Below are 21,327 nucleotides of genomic sequence, written 5' to 3' on the forward strand. Positions count from 1 at the left end.
TGCATCGCCTCACTGCCACAGCCACGAGGTCAAGCCCACGTGCGAATCAATGGCCACCGGCTGACGCGACCTGGCGCGCAGCGTCACGATGCCGTTGCTGGCCGTGACGGTCTGCCCGTCAAAGGTGCCACCTTCGATCTGACCTTGGCCGTTGATCGTCAACGCCCCGCCAATGGTCAGCCAGTTGCCGCCCACATCGGCGGCGTACAGGCGCGCCCAGTTGTCGCCAAAGAACGCCTTGAAGCCGCGGTCACGGGCGAGTGCGGTGTAGCCTGTGATGCCGACTGCGCGCACCTTGGGCGCCGTGACCGTCATGTCACCAACCGAAAGCACCTGGCCGCCGATGTTCTCGGCGAGCGTTCCCGCATGGATCGTCAGATTTCCGCCAGCGGAGATCGCGCCGCCCGTGGTCGCAATGGTGCTCGATGCGCTGCTGCGGCAGAAGATCATGCAGCTGCGGCTGAAGTGCGCTGAGCCGCTGGCCAGCGCTTCGTTATGGAAGACGTTCGCGGCCGTGATGCTGATGTCGGCGCTGCCGTTGGCCAGCATCTGCCCGCCAATGTTGCTGACGTTGCGCCCGGTGATCGTAGTACCGGTTTGCGAGACGAGGTACGGAACCTGCCCGACTGCCGGGATGCTGCCGTAGTCCACGTCAAAGCCCGTGCTGTGGTTGCGCAAGAAGAGCCAGCGGGTGCCGCTGCTGGTCCAGGTCGCCGGCTGTTCGCTGTTCGCGCCAATGGTCTTGTCGAGCAGATTCTGCACATCGCCCTGGGCAGCCAGAGTCAGCTTGGCGTTCGACAAAATTCGGCTCTGGTGGTTGACGATGTCGCCACCGGCGCGCAGCACCACGTCGTCGTTCTTGCCGAAGAGGATGCCCTGCGTACCTGCCGACGCATCGTTGCGAATCGTGCCGCCGGCGAGCAGCGTGACGGCACCCTCGGAGGCTGCTGCACCGGTATTGCGCGTCTGGCCCTGGATCAGGCCCGCCGTGTTCGTCAGATCGGTATCACTCTGGATCAGTACGCCGCCAGCCGTGGCCGCGACGGCGGCCGGCAACGCAGACGACGCGATGGCGACGCTGCTGCCGTGAATCGTGGCGTTGCCTGCGGCGATGACGCTGGAATCGGTCTGGCTGTAGCCAGCCGTGGCGTTGAGCGTAACGTCGCCTCCCGAGGACTGCGCGGTGCTCGCGTTGCCGTTTCCGGACATCAGTGCGATTGAACCCGCCTGAACGGATGTGCCACCCACGCCATCGATCTTGCTGCCGGTGAGCTGCACTGCGCCGGGCGCGGTGATCGCTAACGTGCCCTGTTGCGAAGTCCACTGGCTCGTGCCAGACGCATCGGAACCTAGCGTCAGGGAAATGACCTGCGCGATCACGTTCTGCGTGGCGTTCAACTGGGTCGCCGTCATCGAGACGCCGGCACCTGCATCGAACAGACCAACGCCACCGGTTGCGCTCAGCGTGCTGTGGTCGATGGTGACGGGCTCGGTGTGAACTTGGCCTGTGCTGCCGATGACGATACTGCCAGCCTGGACGGCCGTGCCCGCCGACAGGGTGCTGCTGTCAAGGTGCACCTTATTGGAAGCGATCTGAAGGTTGCGGGCGGCGGTCAGGGCGCCGTTGCCCGTCAGACCGGCGAAGCCAATCAGCACGTCGTTGGCCGCCTGCACTGTGCCGCTGGCGAGTTGCAGATCCCCGGAGCCGCTGACCACGAAATCCCCTGCTGTGGCGAAGGCGGCTCCAGCGTGGCGCACACCAGCGCCTTGGTCGGTGGCGATCAGTTCGATGCGGCCACCGGTCAGCGATCCGCCCGACGCAATATCGATGGCGTAGCCCAGCGGCGTACCGCTGCCCGTGCTGCTGTAGCTGACCCAGGGGTCCAGGTTGTCGGTGGGCGAGACGCTGGTGTCGACTTCTGCCCGGCTATCCCCGGCGACGATACGGACCTTGCTATTGGGGTTGGTGAAACTGTTCTGCACGGCACCAGCCACGCGCACCTGTTTGGCGATCAGTTCAAGGTTGAGCATCGCTCCAGCGAGACCACCCGGGCCGATGTTGATCGCGCCCGAGCTGGTGTTGAGCACCACGTTGCGTTGCAACTGGCCGGTGCCGTTGGTGAAGTCGTTGAAGGACACCTGGCCCGTCGTGAGCGCAACGTTGCCGGTGTTGGTGAACGAGCCGCCGTCTACCGTGATGCCGTTCGGGTTGGCAATGATCACGTTAGCGCGCGGGCCTAGCACGGCGATATTGCCCTGGATGAGTGATGGGTTAGTGCTCGTGACTTGGTTGACGATGGTGCGGGCGGCGACCGTGGTGTTGTTCAGGTCGGCGCCTGCCGTGCCCACGTTGAACGACGTGTAGGTGTTGTGTGAGACACCGCCAACGCTGGGGGCGATGTTGACGGTTTGGCGACCGTTGGTGCCGGTGCTTACCGACGTGGCTGTGCCGCCATCGGTAACGACGCCGGCCGCCACGGCGACCGGTGGCACGAAAACGGCGCATAGGCCAATGAGCGCGGCCAGCGTGGCTGGACGGTGTTGTGACTGCACGGAAACTTCCCCCTGAAACTGCTCTTTTTGTTGATGTGGTGGCACTTGGCCTCTACATCGCGCGTCACACGACGCTGACTTGGCTACCGGATCGCTGTATGAGTGCCCTGTAGCCTTGCTGAAGTAACGATCTCCGCACCCAATGGCTCCCACGGATTGCGCAGTAGAAGTTTTTGGCGATGAACAGCAGCAAAGCACCGGCAATCGCCAATGGGTGACCGGTTTGGTCTCCATAGAGAGCGATCAGGGCAGCCATCGCGTCTGTGGCAACCAGTCGGCCGCCATGCGCAATCAACCCCTCCGAGTACGCCCAAGCGGTTCCAAACAACAACGCAGCCCAATAGAAGCCTGCCTTCACTTTGCGCTCCCGCTTTGTTGGGTGAACGAAAACAGTTGAAGTTGGCATCGGCGCAAATAGGGTTTTTAAACTCGCTCGACGTCGGTTCACCCGTTCGCCAAGCCATGATGAGCTGGAAGGGGGCCGGGCAAGGCCTCACCGCTTCGGCGTAAGCTCAAGGCGCTCCCGACTGCGATGCAAACCTAGATAGCGAAAAATGCGCACACTATTTGAGCTACTGGCCGGACAACTGCTGAATGGCTGCGTCAAACAGGTCCACTGAATTATCTGTTGTGGTGGACGCCTCATACACCGCCTCCATCGAGGCCACCACAGGGTCCGGGTCTTGACTGAAAAGCAAAGCCGACACCGCCCGCGCCTGCCCAAAACAATGAAGCGCCTCAATTTGCTTTTCCGCATCATCGTCGGCTTGATCCTGTAGATCAAAATATCTCTCATCAAGCTCCTGCAGCAGGCGATTCAATTCCGCAATCTGTTCACCGGTAAAGCGCTGATCGTGCTCCAGCGCCGACAATGCCCGCGTCACAACTGCATTGTTGACTGGAGCAGCGTTCATGGCGAACTGGCACGCTAACAACACGACCTTCCGCTGCCGACCACTGTCACACGTTCTAATTTTTCCCGCAAGATCAGGTTCGATAGCTTCTAAGCGCATTCTTATTCTGTTCCTTAAGCATCGTTTCGATCTTGGTTATTCACGGCAACCTCTTGAATCGATAGACCGTGTAATGCTGCGCCGTCCCAGTGGGTATATCGAACAATCTCAATCTCATATGCACTTGCATGCGATCTTCGGCAATCAAATTTCCCCCTTCGTCGAGGTAAAGCGCCGCCATAAAATCAGTCTGATTGGGACCAAGCTCCGATCTGCTTTGCTGCCCCCCACCACCCCACACGATCTTTCCCTTACTACCCGTACAAACATATTTCCTAGTATCTTCAAATGAAGGGGAAAAGACCGCTTTCCGACTGTTCGGATAGATGAAAGTCACGCGGAACGTTCGGTCAGAATTCTTCTCAACCACTCCCTGGACCGGATACGCCTTGAACCCGTCGCCACGGTCAGCGGCGGCACGCACATCGGCCAACTGTTGGTTATCTGAAAAGGGAAAAGCTCTGTCGAGTCGCGAAATCCGATCTCGTTGTAGTGAACCGGGGTCTCCATCAATTATCTCGCCAGTACCTTCGTACCTACCTGATAGGTCCACGCACGATTCACCGGCGTATTTGACGGGATCGGGATTCCCGGCTCCACTGCCGGGATAGTTGGGCGGAGCATGCAGGCAGCCGGAACATGCCACGACTATTGCGATTGATGAAACAATTGAAATGGGTCTCATCTTTTTTCCTGAGACTGGTTAAATTGACGCCTAAATGTCGACCAATCCAATCCGTACTGATTTAGGAATGTCGTCCCAGCAAATGGCGCAGACAATGGAATATCGATATCCGTTTGAATTTCGAAAAGATTCCTTTGAAGAGCGCTCATCCCCTCCTTCAAATTTCCGATCTTATCGTAAGCAAAAATACTACCCATAAAATCATGAGGCCCAGCAAAAGACTCAAGCAACTTGTCAACAACGGTCCCTGACGAATAGGAGTAACTTCCCAACGTTCCCGCCAATCCTTGAGCCCCGCCCGTGGCCCCGCCAAAGTGAGTCAACGCTCCGTCAAGCGTATAGACCTTTCCCGTGAGCGGATTGATCTGCGTTCCCTCAAACAACATGGTGCCGTCCGGACCCGGCACTACATTCCCGACTGTTCGGAGATCATCGAAACTGACCCGAGTGCCCGCCAGCTTCACGCCATCACCATTAATACCCTGACTAGGTCCGCTCACATTAGTAACCAAGCCTTTCTCTGGAGCATTCTCGTCGGCTATGCCTTTGAACTGGCGCGACGACTCGACCTGATTCTGCCGCATCGCATCGCCCGCCCATGCAATCGCCGCAGTAGCAAAACCGGAGATGGCTCCCGACTTACAGTCACCACCCGACATAGCCGCAGTACCGCAACCTGCTGCAGTCGATGCGAGCAGACGATCGATACCGTAGTTCGCCCCAAAGTACCCCGTGACACCACCGGTGATAGCCCCGGCAGCGCCAGCAATCAACGTCTGCCCAAGATCAAGGCGACCATTCAGACCGATCTGAGAGACTGCGCTCGCCGCCATTCCGCCAAGCGCCCCGGCAATCGCAAGATTCGCCATGCCTCCGGCCGCAAACACGGAACTGGCCATGATCCCGCCCGCGGCAGTAGCGGCTTCGACCGAACCTGTGGCGATCAACGTAGCCATACCCGCTTCTGCTGCGGCAACCTGCGCCGCGGCGATTGCAGCAGCAGCGGCGCCCGCTGTCACTACTGCGGCCACCAGTGCGATCACCATCACCACAAAGGTCGGCAGAGCACTCTGCTCCTTAATGAAGTCCTGGTGGATGTCGTCCTTGACCGTTCCGGCTGTGTAGTTCCCGCCCAGATTCGCCTGCAGTTGCGAAATCAGCGCATCAGTCCGGGTCTGATCGACCGACCCATCCGCGTTGCGCACAACGAATGCATCGTTGACCGCATTGATGGCATTGGCCTGTACGTTCAGGTTCACCGCGCTCATGAACCCGCCCGGCTGCACCTGCGTGCCGGTCACCTGCAGCCATCCGCCATCCACCTTGTAGGCCGACGTACCGATGTCCACCACATTCGGCGCGTTATCGATCGTGCCGGCCTTGACGTTGAGCGTGTCACTGGCGGTGACTTGGCCGCTATTGCGCAGCGTGCCATCGACGTTCAGGTTGACGTTCTGCCCCGCGATCACGCCACCCGCCGGCTGGGTGATGGCATCCGCGTAGCCTGCCGGCAAGTAAAGCTGCGGCACCAGTGCGCTCACCATCGGGCAAGCGGTGCTGGCGACCGTATTGCAGTTCGGGTCTGGCACCTGCTGTGTGACGTACCACAACATCGGCTTATCCAACTCGGCGATCTGCTGTTGCGTCAGCGCTTGGCCGAGCTGGATGTTGTGTGCCTTTGCGTAATCAGCTGCGTCCTTGTACAGGATCAGCTTTTCCTGATCCGTGACGGACAGCTGATTCTGGTTGTCGTACGTCAGGCCGCTGATGAAGCTGCTCTGGCCGGTTTGCTGCTGAGCGGCCTGCAACAGCTTCTGGTCTTCGGTAAACGGATCGAAGTAGAACGGTGTGCTGCCCGGCTGCAGATTGGCTGGCAACTGCGCCAAGAGGGAATTCGGCGTCACGCCCGCCAACACCGAGGTCGCCGGGTTCTGGTTCAGATAGGTCGCGCCGTTGACGCTGGGAGTCGGCGCACTGGTCGTATTGCCAGCCGCCGGCGCGTTGAAGTGCCAGGTCACCTGCGAGCTGCCGGGTGCCGCAGGCGTCGTTACGATTGCCGGCTGGAAACTCCAGACCGGCGCTTGCACGGGAGCCACATTCGCTTGCGGCGCACCACCGGACGCACCGGACGTGGTCGGAGCCGCGCCTCCCGATTGAGCCGTCGGGCCACTACCCGCAGTGCTTGCTGCCTGCAGCGCTCCAGTCGGACCCGGAGGCGGCGCCAACGAGATCACCTGCCTGCCTGCCACGGTCGGCGGTGTCGGTTGATTCGGATTCGTAATGCCGTTGGTTAGCGCGGCTCCGCTCACGTCGACGGTGCTGCCCAGCAAGTTGCCGGTATTCAGCACTTGTCCACCGGAGGTCACCGACAGTGCATTGCCGGCTTGAATCCCGGAAGCCAAGTTGCCGAGCACCGCAACGCCACTGGTGTTGTGGCGGATATCCGAACTGAACAGCCCCGTCTCTTCGACCCACAACCCATGCCAGTTGGCGTTGAGCGCGATGCTGGTGTTGTCAATGCCACCGGCCATGCTGACCGTGACATTGCGGCCCCCGGTAATCAGCGCCCCGTTGTTGGTCAGCGTAGTACCCGACAGCTTGACGTCGCGTGCGGCCGAGATGACGCCCGCGGGGCCCGCCTGTGTCATCTCATCCGATGCACACTGGCTTTCCTTGTAGGTGCCCCCGGCGTTACAGCCACCCGCGTAGCTCGGGTTCATGTTCCCGTAGCTCTTGTGCAGCGTCACGGGTGCCATGGTCGTGTTGACCACCGTCGGTGCACTGATGGTGACATCACCCGCCGTCGACTGGATCGCGCCGGACGTGTTCGTCAGCCCATTGGTGGCCGTCAACGTTACATTGCCGACAGCGGCCAACGTGCCATTGTTGTTCTGGATGTTCGCGGCGTTGACGGTCAGCGTGTCACCAGCTGCTACGGTATTGGGGGTCTGTTGCCAGGCGAGGGTATCCACATGAGCGCCACCTTCCTTACAGGTAGCGGCTCCCGGCAGGCAGCCCGGCGTAGTGGTGACCTGGCTGATATAGGCGCCTTGGTTGGTGAACGTGCCGGGCGTCGTGATCGTGACCTTGGCGGCGGCTGCAATGTCCCCCGCGTTCACCAGGTCACCGTTTCCGGTGAGCGAGAGATTGCCGCCACTCAGAATCTGTCCCGCCTTGCCCAGCGTCTGCGTCACCGAGGATTGGCTCGGCGCCGATGTCGTGTTGCCGGAGGCATCCTGGTTCAAGGTCACCTGGGACGCCGTCGGTGCCGGCGTGGTGCAGCTATCGCAGCTCGACGGATAACCCTGCGGCTGGCCGTACTGCAGTTGGCGCGGCTGGAACGGATCAACAACGCCATTGGAGCCGCTCTGCCCCATGTGCTGGAGCTGCGCGATGAACGCCGCGTACTCGCCCGCATTCACGACATCCGTCACGCTGCTGGTCAGCGTTGCAGAACGACTGTTGTCCAGCGTGCCTACGTTGAGCGTGACATTGCCCGCCGCCTGAATCAAGCCGCCCTTGTTTGAAAGGCTGGCGGCAGTGATGTCCATCGCCTTGCCGGCGACGATCTGACCGGCGGTGCCGTCGGCTTGGCGGATGATGGTGCGGTCTACAGTCGGCAGCGCTACAGACTGCGTGCCCGATTGAGCCCCCGCCGGCAGCAGATGCCACATGTCGACATAGCCGAGCGAGGCGCCATTGTCGCCGCCCCCCGAATAGACGCCGATGTAACCCGTCGCCAACTGCACGGATGCGCCGTCCGGCGTGCGTGCCAGATCGCCAATTGTCAGGTTCGTGGTCGGGCCGGGCGCATACGGGCTGGAGCAGGTGTCGCAGCTGCCGGTGCTCACCCACGGTGCGTAGCTGCCAATGATCGTCGAGTTCAGCAGTGAGTCGTTGAGCACCTTGCCGAAACTGCTGCCGGCATCCACCGGGCCACTACGATCGTTGATAACGTTCTGCGCGGCGATATGAATATTGCCGTTGGCGCCGATCGTGCTGGCGACGTTGTTCAGCGTGCCGCTCAGGTCAAACTTGAGGTCGCCATTGGCTTGGGTCTTGCCGCCCCGGTTGTCGTAGTTGGAACCGGTGACGGTGATATTGCCCAGCGCCTCAGTCGTCCCACTGTTCTGGATATTGCCGGCGAGCGCCAGATTGCCATCAGCGTGAATCGTCCCGGAATTGGCGAGATTGCCGGCCGACAGCGACACATTGGCGCCGCCCACGATCTGACCGCTATTGGCCAACGTGCCGGCAGTGGACAACGACAGGTCGCCCGCCTTCTGAATCGTGCCGCTATTGGTGATGCCCTGCGCGGCATTGATCGCCACGTTGGAACCCTGCACGTTCCACGTCTGCGTGTTGTTGATCGACTGGACCGACACCGTCAGAAGGTTGTTGGCATTGAGCGTACCGGTGGCGGCCGCCGACGGATCGAACCCCTGATTCGGGGTGTTGACCGTCAGGTTGTTGCCCGCCAGTACTTGGCCGCCAGCGTTGTTGAAGCTGCCCGCGCCGCCGTTGACCGTGAAGGTCATGTTTCCCGTGGTTGGGGATTGCCCGCTCAGGTCTCCCGCGAAGAACGTACCGCCCTGGTTACTCTTGAGCGTGTTGGTAGTGACGTTGAGTGTCTGCGTGCCAACCACGAGGCCATTCGCGTTATCGACGCTATTGGTCGCGGTCAGGTTGACGGTCTGGCCGCCGACGGTTCCGCGGTTCACCACATCGGTCGCGTTGACGGTCAATTGGTTCGCCGCGAGCGTGCCAGTGTTGTTGAGCGTACCGGTGGTGACGGTGGCCTGCTGGGTGGCAAGCGTCGAGCCTTGGTTGTTGACGGCCGCACCACCCAGCGTCAGGTTGGCTGCATTGCTGCTACCGGTGAGCGTCAAACCGTTGGTGGCAACCGCATCCAGCGTGCCTTGCACGACATTGGCCTGGTTCGCTTGCGAGCCGACCGTGATATTTGCACCACGCAGTGTCGCATTGCCGCCGACATAGTTCAGTTGACCAACAGTGAGCGCCTTAGTGGCACCGGCTTGCAGGTCGGAACCTGTTTGCAGCTGACCGGTCAGGGTTGTGTTTTGCCCGCTGCTGATGCTGGTCTTGCCCTGGCTCGCCAGGTTGCCCGAAACGGTGGTGCTGCCGGCCTGCGACGCAAGCGTCGCGTTCTTCCCAGCGTAGACGGCGCCACCGATGTTCAAGTCCTGGGCCGCGCTGGCGTTGACGTTACCGTTGTAGGCGAGGACAGAACCGGTGCTGGTCAGTTGCCCGGTCTGCGCGTTCAGGCTGACATTTCCCCCGACACTGGCGGCTGTGCCGTTGACGGTCAGGTTGCGTCCGGCCGTGGCCTGCAGGTCAGTGCCGGCCGCCGCTCCGCCATCCAAGGTCGCATCACGCGTGGCGGAGACTGAGACGGTCCCCGGTGCGCTGACAGCGCCGCCCAGGTGCACGTCGCCCAAAATGCCGGTGCCATTGGCGGTCAAGTTGACCTGGTTGCCCTTGACTTGGCCACCAAGGTCAATGCTGCCTGCGGTGACGGTGGCCGTCTGGGCGGCGCTCAAGTTACCCGTGCCCGTAGTCGTCTGGCTGGCAGAGAGTGACGCATTGCCACCAGCGGCGACGTCGCCTGCCAGCGTGACGGATTGGCCTGCCGTCACGCTGGTGTTGCCCGTACTGGATACCGCGCCGCTCACGGCAACCGCGTTGCCCGCCTGCAAGTTGGCATCGACACCGCTGCCGACTTGGCCGCCCACCGTCAGGTTCTGCCCTGCGCTCAACGTGAGCGTGCCGTTGCTGCCGATCTGGCCCGACGTGGTCAGGTTGCTGCCCGCGTTGACGGTGGCGGTGCCCGCTGCGCTGACAAGACCGCCCAGGTGCGTGTCGGTGCCGGAGGTGACGTTCAGGTTGCCGGGGGTCAGGACAGCACCGCTGGTGGTCACAGCGCCGGTGCGCCCTGTCAGACTGACGTTGCCCGTAGTGCTGCCGACCGTGCCGCCAACAGTGAGATTGCGTTGCGTCGCGAGGTTCAGGTCGCTGTCAGAGACCGCGCTGCCGTTGATGGTGGTATCACGCGCGGCCGAGAGTGCAATCGCGCCCGGTGCGCTGACGTTGCCACCCAGCGTGATGTCGCCGATGCCGTCATGACCCGCCGCCTGCATCGCGATCAGGCTCGCTTTGACGTCGCCGTTGACGCCGATGCTGCCGCCCGCCTGAATGCCAATCGCTTGGCTCGCGGTGAGATTGCCGGCACCGCTGACGGTGTTGCCAGTGGTGACGTTCAGGTTACCGCGGGCCTGGGCGCCGCCGCCGAGCGTCGCGTTCTGCCCAGCGGTGAGCGCGATGTCCTTCGCCGCATCAAGCGTACCGACCGTTGTGATGTTGCCGGCCGCAGCGTGGATGGTCGCGTTGCCATTCACGGCCGTGGTGCCACCGAGGCTCACGTCTTGTCCCGCGCTGGCGTTCAGGTTGCCCTGGCTTGTGACCGAGCCTGTCGTGGACAGCGTGCCGTTGGCGGCCGCTAGTGTGAGGTCGCCAACGCTGCCAATGGCGCCAGCTACCGCCAGATTTCGACCTGCGTTGATCGTCGTGGTACTGCCACCGGTCAGTTGCCCCGCGACGCTCGCGTCGCGCGCCGCTGTCAGCGCAATAGCGCCCGGCGCGGAGACGGTGCCGCCCAGCGTAACGTCGCCTGTGCCGTCCAGACCTTGGGCCGTGGTGGTGATGGAGGTGGCGTTGAGATTGCCGGTCAGATTGACGCTGTTGGCCGCCGTCGCGGCAAGTGCCTTTGTTGCCGAGAGATTGCCGGAACCTGTGAGATTGCCACCCGCGTTCAGGGCCAGATTGTTGCCCGCCTGCGTGGCACCGCCAACATTGACATCACCGCTTGCAGAAACGGATACGTCTTGCTGCGCCTTCGCCGTGCCCGTCGTGGAGACCGCGCCGGTCGAGACAATGCCGACGTTTTGCTGCCCGTAGACATTACCGACCGTGACGTTGCCGTTCGCGTCGATATTGACGTTGGACGTGTTGGCAGCCAAATCGCCCGCCGCCCGCACGCCCAACCCCTGCGCCGTGCTGATGAGCTTGATCTGCCCTGCGGTCATGGCGCCGAACGCCGTGGCGTCGATGGCCAGGCCGTTCTGTGCGGTCGCGCTGATAGCGGCGTTGTTCTGGCCGGTGCTGCTGACCTGCCAATCGGAGCCGGCGCGGCCGGTGCCCGTGGCCACGGGCGTCACTTGCTGGTTACCGGCGATGAGGTTGATCTGATTGCCGGCGTACAGCGGCGCGTTAACGCCGATCGTCTGGCCGATCAGATTGATCGCCCCCACTGTGCCCTCGATGCCCGCACCATTGGGGCTACCCGCCGCGGGGTCGATCTGGATGCGGCCGCTGTTGACCGTGTAGCCGATCGCCGTTGCCTTGTCGAAGCCGACCGGGGCACCACTGCCGTTCAGGAACTGCGGCGTGCCGGTGACAAGGCTCACTGCGGGCGTGTTCGTAAAGCCCGCGCCCTGGAGATACACGCCCGCGGGTGCCGCAAAAATGACGCTTGCCGGCGCGCCGAAGACTTCGACCGTGCCGTTGATACGGATCGGTGCGGTGCCCGTGACCTGCGTCAGGATGGTTGACGCTGGGCCGGAGGAAGCGAGATTCGGGTTGCCCGCGACGTTGCCGCCCAGGAATGTACCGCCGCCGGCGAGGCTGTTGTTCATCACCAAGCCGACGCCATTGTCGACCGTCAGCGACTGCAGCAGGTTGTACGACAGGCCCGCCTGGTTCGGCGTCGTGATGTTAATGGTCGGGACACCCGTCGTCGTCTGGGTAATGGCGGGCGTGAAACGGATGGGGGCGGTGGGGTCGGTAATTGGCGCGGCTTCGGCCTGCTGGATACCCCAACGAACGAGAATGCGGCCCGTGGTTTGCCACGACGCGATCAGGTTGCGAAGTGACTCGCTGGCATCGTTGCCATGTGTCGCAATGATCGCCGCGCTCTGTTGAGCGGCCTGCCACGAAATTTGTACGGGGCCCAGCCAGCTGAGGACGGCAACAGCACCTGCAATGGTGCGGGCGAGAACCGAGCGCCTGGCGCGGTCAGTACGACTGACAAGGGTATCGTCACCGCCCGGAATGCCTTGTTCTTGTTGTACAGCGGCACGCGGCTGCGCAAGCGCGGGCCGCGCATTGGCCGATACCGGCTCGCGCATTGCAGAACTCCCCAAACCTGTTGTTTAGCGGGGTCGCTGCATGGCCATCAATGGAAGATGTCAGGCGCCCCTTCTTGGACTTGGGGCGGGATGGTAGAGGAACACAATGTGGTGCGCATCCCCCATCGGATGGGAACCGATCTGAAAGTTTCTTAAGTCAGATCTTGGTCCCTTGCATCGTAGCGCCTCACTAACGCACGCTAGCGAGAGCGGCATCCTGGCCAATGCCAGCCGCGGAGCAACATCTTCCGCGCCATACCTGCACGTCAGCAACAATGGAGGGCATCACATGCAAATCGCCGAACTATTCATTGACGAGCGCTACGAACGCATAACGCTGCCGCCTATCGACAGCGAAGTCCTACCCGGGGTGCCCTGGGGGAGGCATGAAGCGCTGTTCACGCCAGCCTACTGGAAGGTGCAGACCGAGATCCACAAATCTGCTTGCGACACTACCGGCTACCGGCTATCGGCTTGGCCAAACGCTACATGAGGAAACCGTGGCGTGCGTATTGGGCGGCCACGGTATCCCAGCAGAGATTGGGCTCGCCGCGTTCGAGCGCGTTCGCGGGGCCGGTATAGGGATAGATTTCTCTGACCCTCGAGAGCAGTTGGCTGAGTCTCAAGCGGTCGGTAGCAACACAGCGTTGAGCAAGCCTAAGCGGCGCAGTACCCGGGCGGCATGAAAAACTATGCGCTTAGAAGACCTAGTGGGGGTTCGAGACGCACGCCACCTCAGAGCCGCTGAGAGCAGGCCTGAACAACATTCAATTGTCATCCGCACGAGCTACCCCAAAGTGTCGGCCGCCGTTCGTGCAAGACGGCACGGTTTCGACGCTACGGAGGGGGATATACGTATCTCGACGCGCGAGTGAAGTTGGAGGCTGAGGTTGGGAAGCGCCGGGGCGCGCGTGAGCGCACAAGACGGGCTTGGCAGAGAAGAACAGCAGACGCAAACCCGGACGTCTCCCTCGCCAACCTAGAGTTTCAATTAGTTGTTGCGCCGCCCACAAATCCAATGTTTATAAGGGATTCCAGGACGGCGGCGCAACAACTTCGGAAACGCGACGCAACAACTATTTCAAATCGCTAAGTCTGTTTCTGCGCCGGCCAAAACTTATTCGACAGTCACCGATTTCGCCAGGTTACGCGGCTTGTCGACGTCCGTGCCGCGCGCCAGTGCCGTGTGATACGCGAGCAATTGCAGTGGCACCACGTGCAGGATCGGCGAGAGCTGGCCGTAATGCTCCGGCATGCGGATCACCTGGATGCCGTCGCTCGACTGGATCTGCGTATCGGCGTCGGCAAACACGTACAGCTTGCCGCCGCGCGCGCGCACTTCCTGGATGTTCGACTTGAGCTTTTCAAGCAGCGCGTCGTTCGGGGCGACGGTCACGACCGGCATCTGCTCGGTCACCAGCGCCAGCGGTCCGTGCTTGAGTTCGCCGGCGGGGTAGGCCTCGGCGTGGATGTACGAGATTTCCTTGAGCTTGAGCGCGCCTTCCAGGGCGATCGGGTAATGCAGACCGCGACCGAGGAACAGCGCGTTTTCACGGCGGGCAAACTCTTCCGACCACGCGATGATCTGCGGCTCCAGCGCCAGCACGGCATTCAGCGCCGACGGCAGATGGCGCAGATGACGCAGCGCGTCTTCTTCCTGCTCCGCATTCAGATGGCCGCGCAGCTTGGCAAACGTCAGTGCCAGCATGTACAGCGCTGCCAGCTGCGTGGTGAATGCCTTGGTGGACGCCACGCCGATCTCGGTGCCCGCGCGCGTGAGGAACTTGAGCTGCGTCTCGCGCACCATGGCGCTGGTCGCGACGTTGCAGATCGCCAGCGTGTGCGTGTGGCCGAGTTCGCGTGCGTGGCGCAGCGCGGCCAGCGTGTCGGCGGTTTCGCCCGATTGTGAAATCACGACGACCAGCGCGTTCGGGTTGGGCACCGTCTCGCGGTAGCGGTATTCGCTGGCGACTTCCACCTGCGTCGGGATCTTGGCGATCGATTCGAGCCAGTACTTGGCCGTGCAGCCCGAGTAGTAGCTCGTGCCGCAAGCCAGAATCAGCACGCTATCGACCTTGGGCAGCACCTGGGCCGCCTCGGGGCCAAACAGATCGGGGCCAAACCCTTGCACGCCTTCAAGCGTATCGCCCAGGGCGCGCGGCTGCTCGAAGATTTCCTTCTGCATGAAGTGGCGGAAGGGGCCGAGTTCCACGGCGGCAGCGTAGGTGCCGACTTCCTTCACTTCGCGCTCGACGATCTTGTCGTTTGCATCGGCCACGGTGAAGCCGTCGCGGGTGAGTTCCACCACGTCGCCTTCTTCCAGGTAGGCCATGCGGCTGGCGGTGCCGGCCACGGCCAGCGCGTCCGACGCCAGGAACGATTCGTTCTCGCCGATTGCCACCACCAGCGGCGAGCCGGCGCGCGCGCCCACCACCACGTCGGGGTTGTCACGGGCAAACACGGCAATCGCATAGGCGCCATGCAAGCGCTTGACCGACGCACGCACCGAGGCGAACAGGTCGCCGCGCGTGGCGCTGCTCGGGTACGTGTAAGCCTGGTGGATCAGGTGCGCAACGACTTCGGTATCCGTCTGCGATTCAAAGCCGTAGCCGACGGCCTTGAGTTCTTCGCGCAGCGACTCGTAGTTTTCGATGATGCCGTTGTGCACCAGAGCGATGGTGTCGCCCGAAAAGTGCGGGTGGGCGTTGACCGTGTCCGGCCGGCCATGCGTGGCCCAGCGCGTGTGCGCGATGCCGATGGCGCCGTCCAGGTGGCTCGTCTGTGCCTGGGCATCCAGATCAGCCACGCGCGACACGGTGCGCGCGCGCTCTAGCTGGCCATCACGCTGAACGGCAACGCCGCAGGAGTCGTAGCCGCGGTATTCCAGGCGGCGCAGGCCTTCGATCAGGACGGGAACGATATTGCGCGTGGAAACCGCGCCAACGATACCGCACATGTTGATTTCTCCAGTTGGGGTGTGGCAGCACGTTGAATGTGCGCCGCACTCGGTAATTCAGTATCGATGCTCGCGCGCCGAAGCGGCATCCGCTGTTCGGCGCAGGAGAAACCCTGTCAGCCTTCCTTCTTCTGCTTGACCGGGCGCTGCCAGCTGTCGATGGTGACCTGGCGCGCCCGCGAGACCGTCAGCTTGCCCTCGGGCGCGTCCTTGGTCAGCGTGGTGCCAGCACCCAGCGTCGCGCCCTTGCCCACGCGCACCGGCGCCACGAGCTGCGTATCGGAACCGATGAAGGCGTCGTCTTCGATGATGGTGCGGAATTTGTTTGCGCCATCGTAATTGCACGTGATGGTGCCCGCGCCGATGTTGACGCGCGAGCCCACCGTGGCGTCGCCCACGTAGGCGAGGTGGTTGGCCTTGCTGTGCGCCGCGACCTGGCTGTTCTTTACCTCGACAAAGTTGCCGATGTGCACGTCTTCGGCCAGCTCGGTGCCCGGGCGCAGGCGCGCGTACGGGCCGATGCGCGAGTCGGCGCCAACCTTGGCGCGCTCGATGTGGCAGAACGGCAGGATCTCTGCGCCGGCCTCGATGGCCGTATCGCGGATCACCGCATTGGCGCCGATGCGCACGCCATCCGCCAGCGTGACGTTGCCCTCGAAGATGCAGTTGACGTCGATCACCACGTCGCGGCCGCACGTGAGCTTGCCGCGCACGTCGATGCGGGCCGGGTCGATCAGCGTCACGCCGTCTTCCAGCAGTTGCTGCGCGAGATTGCGCTGGTGAATGCGCTCCAGCTCGGCCAGTTGCACCTTGCTGTTCACGCCCAGCGTTTCCCACTCGGCCAGCGGATGCGCGGAGGTAATGGGCACGCCTTCGCTGGCGGCACGCTCGATCACGTCGGTCAGGTAATACTCGCCCTGCGCGTTGTCATTCGACAGCGTCGCCAGCCAGTTCTTGAGCTTGGCGGTCGGGCACACCAGGATGCCGGTGTTCACCTCATGGATGGCGAGCTGCGTTTCGTTGGCGTCTTTCTGCTCGACGATGCGCGTGATGCGGCCAGCGGCGTCGCGCACGATGCGGCCGTAGCCGGTCGGGTCGCCCAGGTGCACGGTCAGCACGCCCAGATGGTCGTTGCCGGCGGCGCCGACCAGCGCACTCAGCGTTTCGGCGCGGGTGAGCGGCACGTCACCGTAGAGCACCAGGGTGGGCACGCTTTCGTCGAGCTGCTCCACGGCCTGCATGACGGCGTGGCCCGTGCCCAGTTGCTTGTCTTGCGTGGCGAAGGCGATGTCGGACGCGCCGACCATCTCGCGCACCCGATCGCCGCCGTGGCCGACCACCACCACCAGCCGCGTCGGCGACATGGTGCGGGCGGTTTCAATGACGTGCGCCAGCAGCGGTTTGCCGGCCAGGGGGTGCAGCACTTTCGGCAGGGCGGAGCGCATGCGTTTGCCCATGCCTGCAGCCAAGATGACGATATTCACAAGGAGGTTCCTAGAGTGACTCGAAGCGATAGCCTGCGACGGATTGCCGGCGCCTGGAATGGCTGCCTGAAACCCACCGCCCGCCACCTCCCCTCAGGATGGCCGGACCGCCTGCAAACCCTTCTGCGGGGCGCTTTTGCGGCGTATAAGACACAGATGCAAAAATTCTAGCATGGGGCCCACCCTCCCCCTGAACCGGTCAAACGGTGGAATTGTTGCAACCGCGCCATTACCGAGACGGTTAGCCCGCCCGCCGGTCAGGCGGACGGTGGACGCTCGGCATGGCGCGCCGGGGCGCATGTGGGCAGCGTGCGCCACCTGTGTGACGGGGCCGCGCTCAGCTTGCGGCTGTCTCGCCGGGCACGGCTTGGTCGGCGGGCTTGTCCCCTGGCTTGCGCTCAAACCGCACGAACTCGATGCGATCGTCATGCGAGCCGGCAAACACCAGCGGGGCCTGGTCGTAAGCAGTCTGGCCAAACAGCGCGTCTTCACCGATCTTCGCCAGGCCCGTGGTCAGGCCGTTGAAGTCGAACAGATCGGTATCGGCCAGGTGCGACGGCACCACGTTTTGCAGTGAAGCGAAGATGTTGTCGATGCGGCCCGGCGTCTGGCGCTCCCACTCCAGCAGCATCTCCTTGACCTTCTTGCGTTGCAGGTTTTCCTGCGAGCCGCAGAGGTTGCACGGGATGATCGGGAATTCCATCGCGCGGGCGTAGGAGGCGATCTCCTTCTCTGCGCAGTAGGCCAGCGGGCGGATGACGATGTGCTCGCCGTTGTCGGTGGCCAGCTTGGGCGGCATCGCCTTCATCTTGCCGCCGAAGAACATGTTCAGGAAGAACGTGTTGACGATGTCGTCGCGGTGGTGGCCCAGCGCGATCTTGTTGGCACCCAGTTCCTTGGCGGTGCGGTAGATCACGCCGCGGCGCAGACGCGAGCACAGTGAGCACGTGGTCTTGCCCTCGGGCACCTTCTCCTTGACGATCGAATACGTGTCCGCCTCGACGATCACATACTCCACGCCCAGCTTCTTCAAGTAGTTGGGCAGGACCTCTTCCGGAAAGCCCGGCTGCTTCTGATCGAGGTTCATCGCGATCAGCTTGAAATCGACCGGGGCGCGCTTCTGCAGCGCCATCAGGACCGACAGCATCGTGTACGAGTCCTTGCCGCCGGACAGGCACACGAGGATGGTGTCGCCGTCTTCGATCATCTTGAAGTCGCCGATGGCGCGGCCGACCTGCGACTGCAGACGGGTTTCTAGGCGGTGGAAATTATTGGAAAACGTCATGGCATCTCGACCCCGCCAGCGCTGAATAATGGCCGAACGGGCGTCAAATCGTGAGGAAAATCAGCATTTTAGCGCGCGCGGTGCGCCGTCTGCAGGGTCGGGCGAACAGGCCTAGAATCGTTTGCCTATCTTCTCCTCGATGGAAACGAACCCCATGACGACAGCAATGCGGATTCTGGTGCTTGGCGCCGGTGGCACCGGCGGCTATTTCGGCGGCCGGCTCGCCCAGGCGGGCGCAGACGTGACCTTCCTGGTGCGGCCAGCACGCGCGGCGCGGTTGCGCGAACACGGTCTCGTGATCCGCAGCCCGCACGGCGATGCGCAATTGCCCGTGCAGACCATCACCGCGGACCAGGCCGCGACTTGGGGCCGTGCCGATCTGGTGCTGCTGAGCTGCAAGGCCTACGACCTGGAAGACGCCATCACCGCAATCCGCCCCGTGGTGGGCGAGCGCACGGTGGTGTTGCCGGTGCTGAACGGGCTGGCGCATCTGGAACGGCTTGATGCCGCGTTCGGTGAATCGCGCGTGCTCGGTGGGCTGTGCCACATCAGTGCAACGAGCGCGCCGGACGGGGCGGTGCTGCACCTGAGCAACGGCCAGGGCCCGGCCGTGCACTCCATTACCTTTGGCGAGCGCACGCCGCATGCGCCGCGCGAGCGCACCGAGGCGATTCGCGACGTGTTTGCCACGGCCAACTTTGATTCGGTGCTGGCTGAAAACGTCATGCAGGACATGTGGGAAAAGTTCACCTTTCTCACTTCGCTGGCGGCAATGACTTGCCTGATGCGGGCGACGGTGGGCGAGATTGTTGCCACGGACGAGGGCGCTGCGTTGAACGAGGCGATGTTCACAGCGTGCGAGCGTGTGGCGGCGGCTTCGGGGTATCCGAATCGGCAGGCTGCGCGCGAACGCGGGCTCAATGTGCTGACGCAGGCTGGGTCGCCGCTGACGGCATCGATGCTGCGGGACCTGGAGAGTGGTGCGCGCGTTGAGGCCGATCACATCGTGGGGGACATGTTGCGCCGCGGGCGGGCATTGGGGACAGATGTTTCGTTGCTTCGGGTGGCGTTTGCGCATTTGCAGGCTTATCAGCAGCGGTTGCTGCGGCCGGCGGTGGGCTGATTGTTTGTGCTTTCTGTTGGCCCCTGTTTCATCCCCTTGCGGGGCTGACTCACTTTCTTTGTCTTGCCAAAGAAAGTAAGCAAAGAAAGGCGCGCCCGAGATGGCGACAGACTCCTTGAATTTATGTCGCAGGGAGGGAGGAGAGGCAAACTCGCTGCGCTCAAACAGCCTCCCCTCTTTTCCTCCCTGCAACAGAAATTCAAGGCGCCATCTAGGGCAGGGTACGGCCAAACCATCTGGCCGCTAGTGTTGCCGACTTGGGCTGCTTTGTCGTTTTCCTACTGCCAGCCGCCGCCCAATGCCTGCATTAGCGCGGCCGAATCCAGCAACCGATCCGCTTGGCTCTGTACCTGCTGCAGCGTGGCCTGATCGACCTGGCGTTGGGCGTCCAGCAGCGTTAGCGTGCTGATGCCACCGGCAGCGTGGCGGGCTTCGGCGGCGTGCAGGGTCTGTTGCGCCTGGTCGGTTGCCAGGGCTCTGGCCTGCAGCGTTTGGGCGTCGTTGTGCACGGCGTGCAGGGCGTCGGCCACTTCCTGCAAGCCTTGCAATACGGCTTGCTTGTAGGCGGCGCCCGCTGCATCGTAGGCGGCTTCGGCTTCGCGCTTTTTGGCGCGCAGGGTGCCGCCGTGAAAGATCGGCTGCGTGAGACCGGCGCCGAGGTTCCAGATGCTTGATCCGGCGCCCAGCAGATTGCGGAAGCTGGTGGTTTCCGAACCCAGTCCTGCAGACAAAGTGATGCGCGGGAACAGGTTGGCCGTGGCCACGCCCACGTTGGCGCTGGCTTCGTGCCACATCGCTTCGGCGGCGCGGATGTCGGGGCGCCGCTGCGCGAGCGTCGATGGCAGCGACACCGGCAGCGGGTCGGGCAGATGCAGCGCGTCGAGCGGAGGCAAATTGGGCAAACCGGCACCAGGTTCACGGCCCAGCAGTACCGATAGACGATGCCGCTGCTGCGCAGCCTGCTGCATGAGCGGTGGCAGCGTGGCATCGGTCTGCGCGACGAGCGTACGCTGCGAGAACGCATCGACCTGCGCGACGCCACCAAGGCTGAGGCGGCGCTCCGTGATCTCCAACTGCCTGCGCTGCTCGGCCGCCAATCGCTGCGTGGCCGCAATCTGCGCATCCAGCGCCGCAATCCGCACCGCCGCCGTCACCACATTACCGGCCAGCGACAGGCGCGCCGCCTCCATTTCATAACGCTGCGTATCGAGCTGCGCGCGCGATGCCTCCAGCGCGCGTCGCACGCCGCCAAAAATATCCAGCGCATACGACACCGACAGCGACGCCGAATACAACGTGAACGGCCCCGGCTTGGGCGTATTGAACCCGAACGCCTCGGGGTTGATCTGCTGACGCACCGCCGACACGGTGCCATCCACCGACGGCATCACATAGCCGAACTGCGCCTCGGCTTCGGCCTGTGCCTGACGCAAGCGGGCTTCCGCCTGCATGACGGACGGGCTTGCGCGCAACGCCTCGTCCACCAGCGCATCAAGCGCGGGCGATCGGAACAGGTGCCACCAATCGGCCGGCACGTTGGCATCGACAAGATGCTGCGCTTCGCCGCCCACAACAGGCGCGGATGCGGTTTCCCGCAACACGGGCTGCGCCGAGTAGCCGACGGCCGCAGGCCCGCCTGGCGTCTTGAAATCGGGACCGACGGCACAGCCGCTCAGATACAACGCGGCGATCAAAAGCACACCAATCGCCCGCCCACCACTCGCCAACGCTCGCCGCGCCGCCAACCCCGGCGCCCAGACGGTGTGGCCGCACCCTGCCCTAGATGGCGCCTTGAATTTCTGTTGCAGAGAGGAAAAAGGAAGGGAAACTGTTTGAGCGCAGCGAGTTTTTCCCTTCCCCTCTCTGCGACATAAATTCAAGGAGAAGTCGCCATCTCGGGCGCGCCTTTCTTTGCTTACCTTTCTTTGGCAAGACAAAGAAAGTAAGTCGGCCCCGGCAGGGGACGAAACAAGGGATGCACCACCATCTTCCTGACAACACGAAATCCGCAGCGTCCGCATACC

At 63.0% G+C, this 21,327-nt stretch carries 10 protein-coding genes; 2 read left to right on the forward strand and 8 right to left on the reverse strand.

Features of this window, described 5'->3' with window-relative positions; all coding sequences use genetic code 11:
- Window positions 1-9: 9 nt before the first annotated feature.
- From M1D44_RS13765 to M1D44_RS13780, 4 genes are all read right to left on the reverse strand, one after another.
- The gene (locus M1D44_RS13765; protein WP_316852843.1) at window positions 10-2,553 is read right to left on the reverse strand and encodes a filamentous hemagglutinin N-terminal domain-containing protein; all 2,544 of its coding nucleotides are present in this window, start codon (window positions 2,551-2,553) and stop codon (window positions 10-12) included.
- Between the two features lie 572 nt (window positions 2,554-3,125).
- Window positions 3,126-3,467 carry a hypothetical protein gene (locus M1D44_RS13770; RefSeq protein WP_316683888.1) on the reverse strand — a complete coding sequence of 114 codons (342 nt, stop codon included), beginning with the start codon at window positions 3,465-3,467 and terminating at the stop codon, window positions 3,126-3,128.
- 139 nt (window positions 3,468-3,606) lie between these two features.
- Window positions 3,607-4,251 (reverse strand): hypothetical protein, encoded by a 645-nt coding sequence (locus M1D44_RS13775; protein WP_316852844.1) that lies wholly within the window; start codon window positions 4,249-4,251, stop codon window positions 3,607-3,609.
- The gene (locus tag M1D44_RS13780; RefSeq protein ID WP_316852845.1) at window positions 4,248-12,455 is read right to left on the reverse strand and encodes a two-partner secretion domain-containing protein; all 8,208 of its coding nucleotides are present in this window, start codon (window positions 12,453-12,455) and stop codon (window positions 4,248-4,250) included. Before M1D44_RS13780 ends, M1D44_RS13775 begins: the two co-directional genes overlap by 4 nt.
- Before the next feature lie 289 nt (window positions 12,456-12,744).
- Here M1D44_RS13780 and M1D44_RS13785 point away from each other — a divergent pair, with 289 nt between their 5' ends.
- Window positions 12,745-12,948, forward strand: a complete 204-nt coding sequence (locus M1D44_RS13785; protein ID WP_024976928.1) for a hypothetical protein — start codon at window positions 12,745-12,747, stop codon at window positions 12,946-12,948.
- Window positions 12,949-13,572: 624 nt separating this feature from the next.
- Here M1D44_RS13785 and glmS read toward each other — a convergent pair.
- From glmS to ttcA, 3 genes are all read right to left on the reverse strand, one after another.
- Entirely contained in the window at window positions 13,573-15,411 is a 1,839-nt protein-coding gene (glmS, locus tag M1D44_RS13790) for a glutamine--fructose-6-phosphate transaminase (isomerizing) (protein WP_024976929.1), read from the reverse strand.
- A gap of 116 nt (window positions 15,412-15,527) precedes the next feature.
- Window positions 15,528-16,895 carry a bifunctional UDP-N-acetylglucosamine diphosphorylase/glucosamine-1-phosphate N-acetyltransferase GlmU gene (glmU, locus tag M1D44_RS13795; RefSeq protein ID WP_316852846.1) on the reverse strand — a complete coding sequence of 456 codons (1,368 nt, stop codon included), beginning with the start codon at window positions 16,893-16,895 and terminating at the stop codon, window positions 15,528-15,530.
- Window positions 16,896-17,232: 337 nt separating this feature from the next.
- Entirely contained in the window at window positions 17,233-18,180 is a 948-nt protein-coding gene (gene ttcA / locus M1D44_RS13800) for a tRNA 2-thiocytidine(32) synthetase TtcA (RefSeq protein WP_024976931.1), read from the reverse strand.
- Between the two features lie 166 nt (window positions 18,181-18,346).
- Between ttcA and panE the strand changes: the two genes are divergently transcribed.
- A complete protein-coding gene (panE, locus tag M1D44_RS13805; RefSeq protein ID WP_024976932.1) occupies window positions 18,347-19,303 on the forward strand; it encodes a 2-dehydropantoate 2-reductase in 957 nt (318 codons plus the stop codon).
- A gap of 278 nt (window positions 19,304-19,581) precedes the next feature.
- Here the strand turns inward: panE and M1D44_RS13810 are convergent, their stop codons facing one another.
- Window positions 19,582-21,324: an efflux transporter outer membrane subunit gene (locus M1D44_RS13810; RefSeq protein ID WP_316852847.1), complete on the reverse strand. Its 1,743-nt coding sequence runs from the start codon at window positions 21,322-21,324 to the stop codon at window positions 19,582-19,584.
- Between the last annotated feature and the right edge of the window lie 3 nt (window positions 21,325-21,327).

Source organism: Ralstonia sp. SA306 (assembly GCF_054792405.1).

Coding starts and splice junctions, on each gene's coding strand:
- M1D44_RS13810 (WP_316852847.1), bottom strand. CDS start 21,324: ATGCGGACGCTGCGGATTTCGTGTTGTCAGGAAGATGGTGGTGCATCC.
- M1D44_RS13775 (WP_316852844.1), bottom strand. CDS start 4,251: ATGAGACCCATTTCAATTGTTTCATCAATCGCAATAGTCGTGGCATGT.
- M1D44_RS13785 (WP_024976928.1), top strand. CDS start 12,745: ATGCAAATCGCCGAACTATTCATTGACGAGCGCTACGAACGCATAACG.
- M1D44_RS13770 (WP_316683888.1), bottom strand. CDS start 3,467: ATGAACGCTGCTCCAGTCAACAATGCAGTTGTGACGCGGGCATTGTCG.
- glmS (WP_024976929.1), bottom strand. CDS start 15,411: ATGTGCGGTATCGTTGGCGCGGTTTCCACGCGCAATATCGTTCCCGTC.
- ttcA (WP_024976931.1), bottom strand. CDS start 18,180: ATGACGTTTTCCAATAATTTCCACCGCCTAGAAACCCGTCTGCAGTCG.
- M1D44_RS13780 (WP_316852845.1), bottom strand. CDS start 12,455: ATGCGCGAGCCGGTATCGGCCAATGCGCGGCCCGCGCTTGCGCAGCCG.
- panE (WP_024976932.1), top strand. CDS start 18,347: ATGCGGATTCTGGTGCTTGGCGCCGGTGGCACCGGCGGCTATTTCGGC.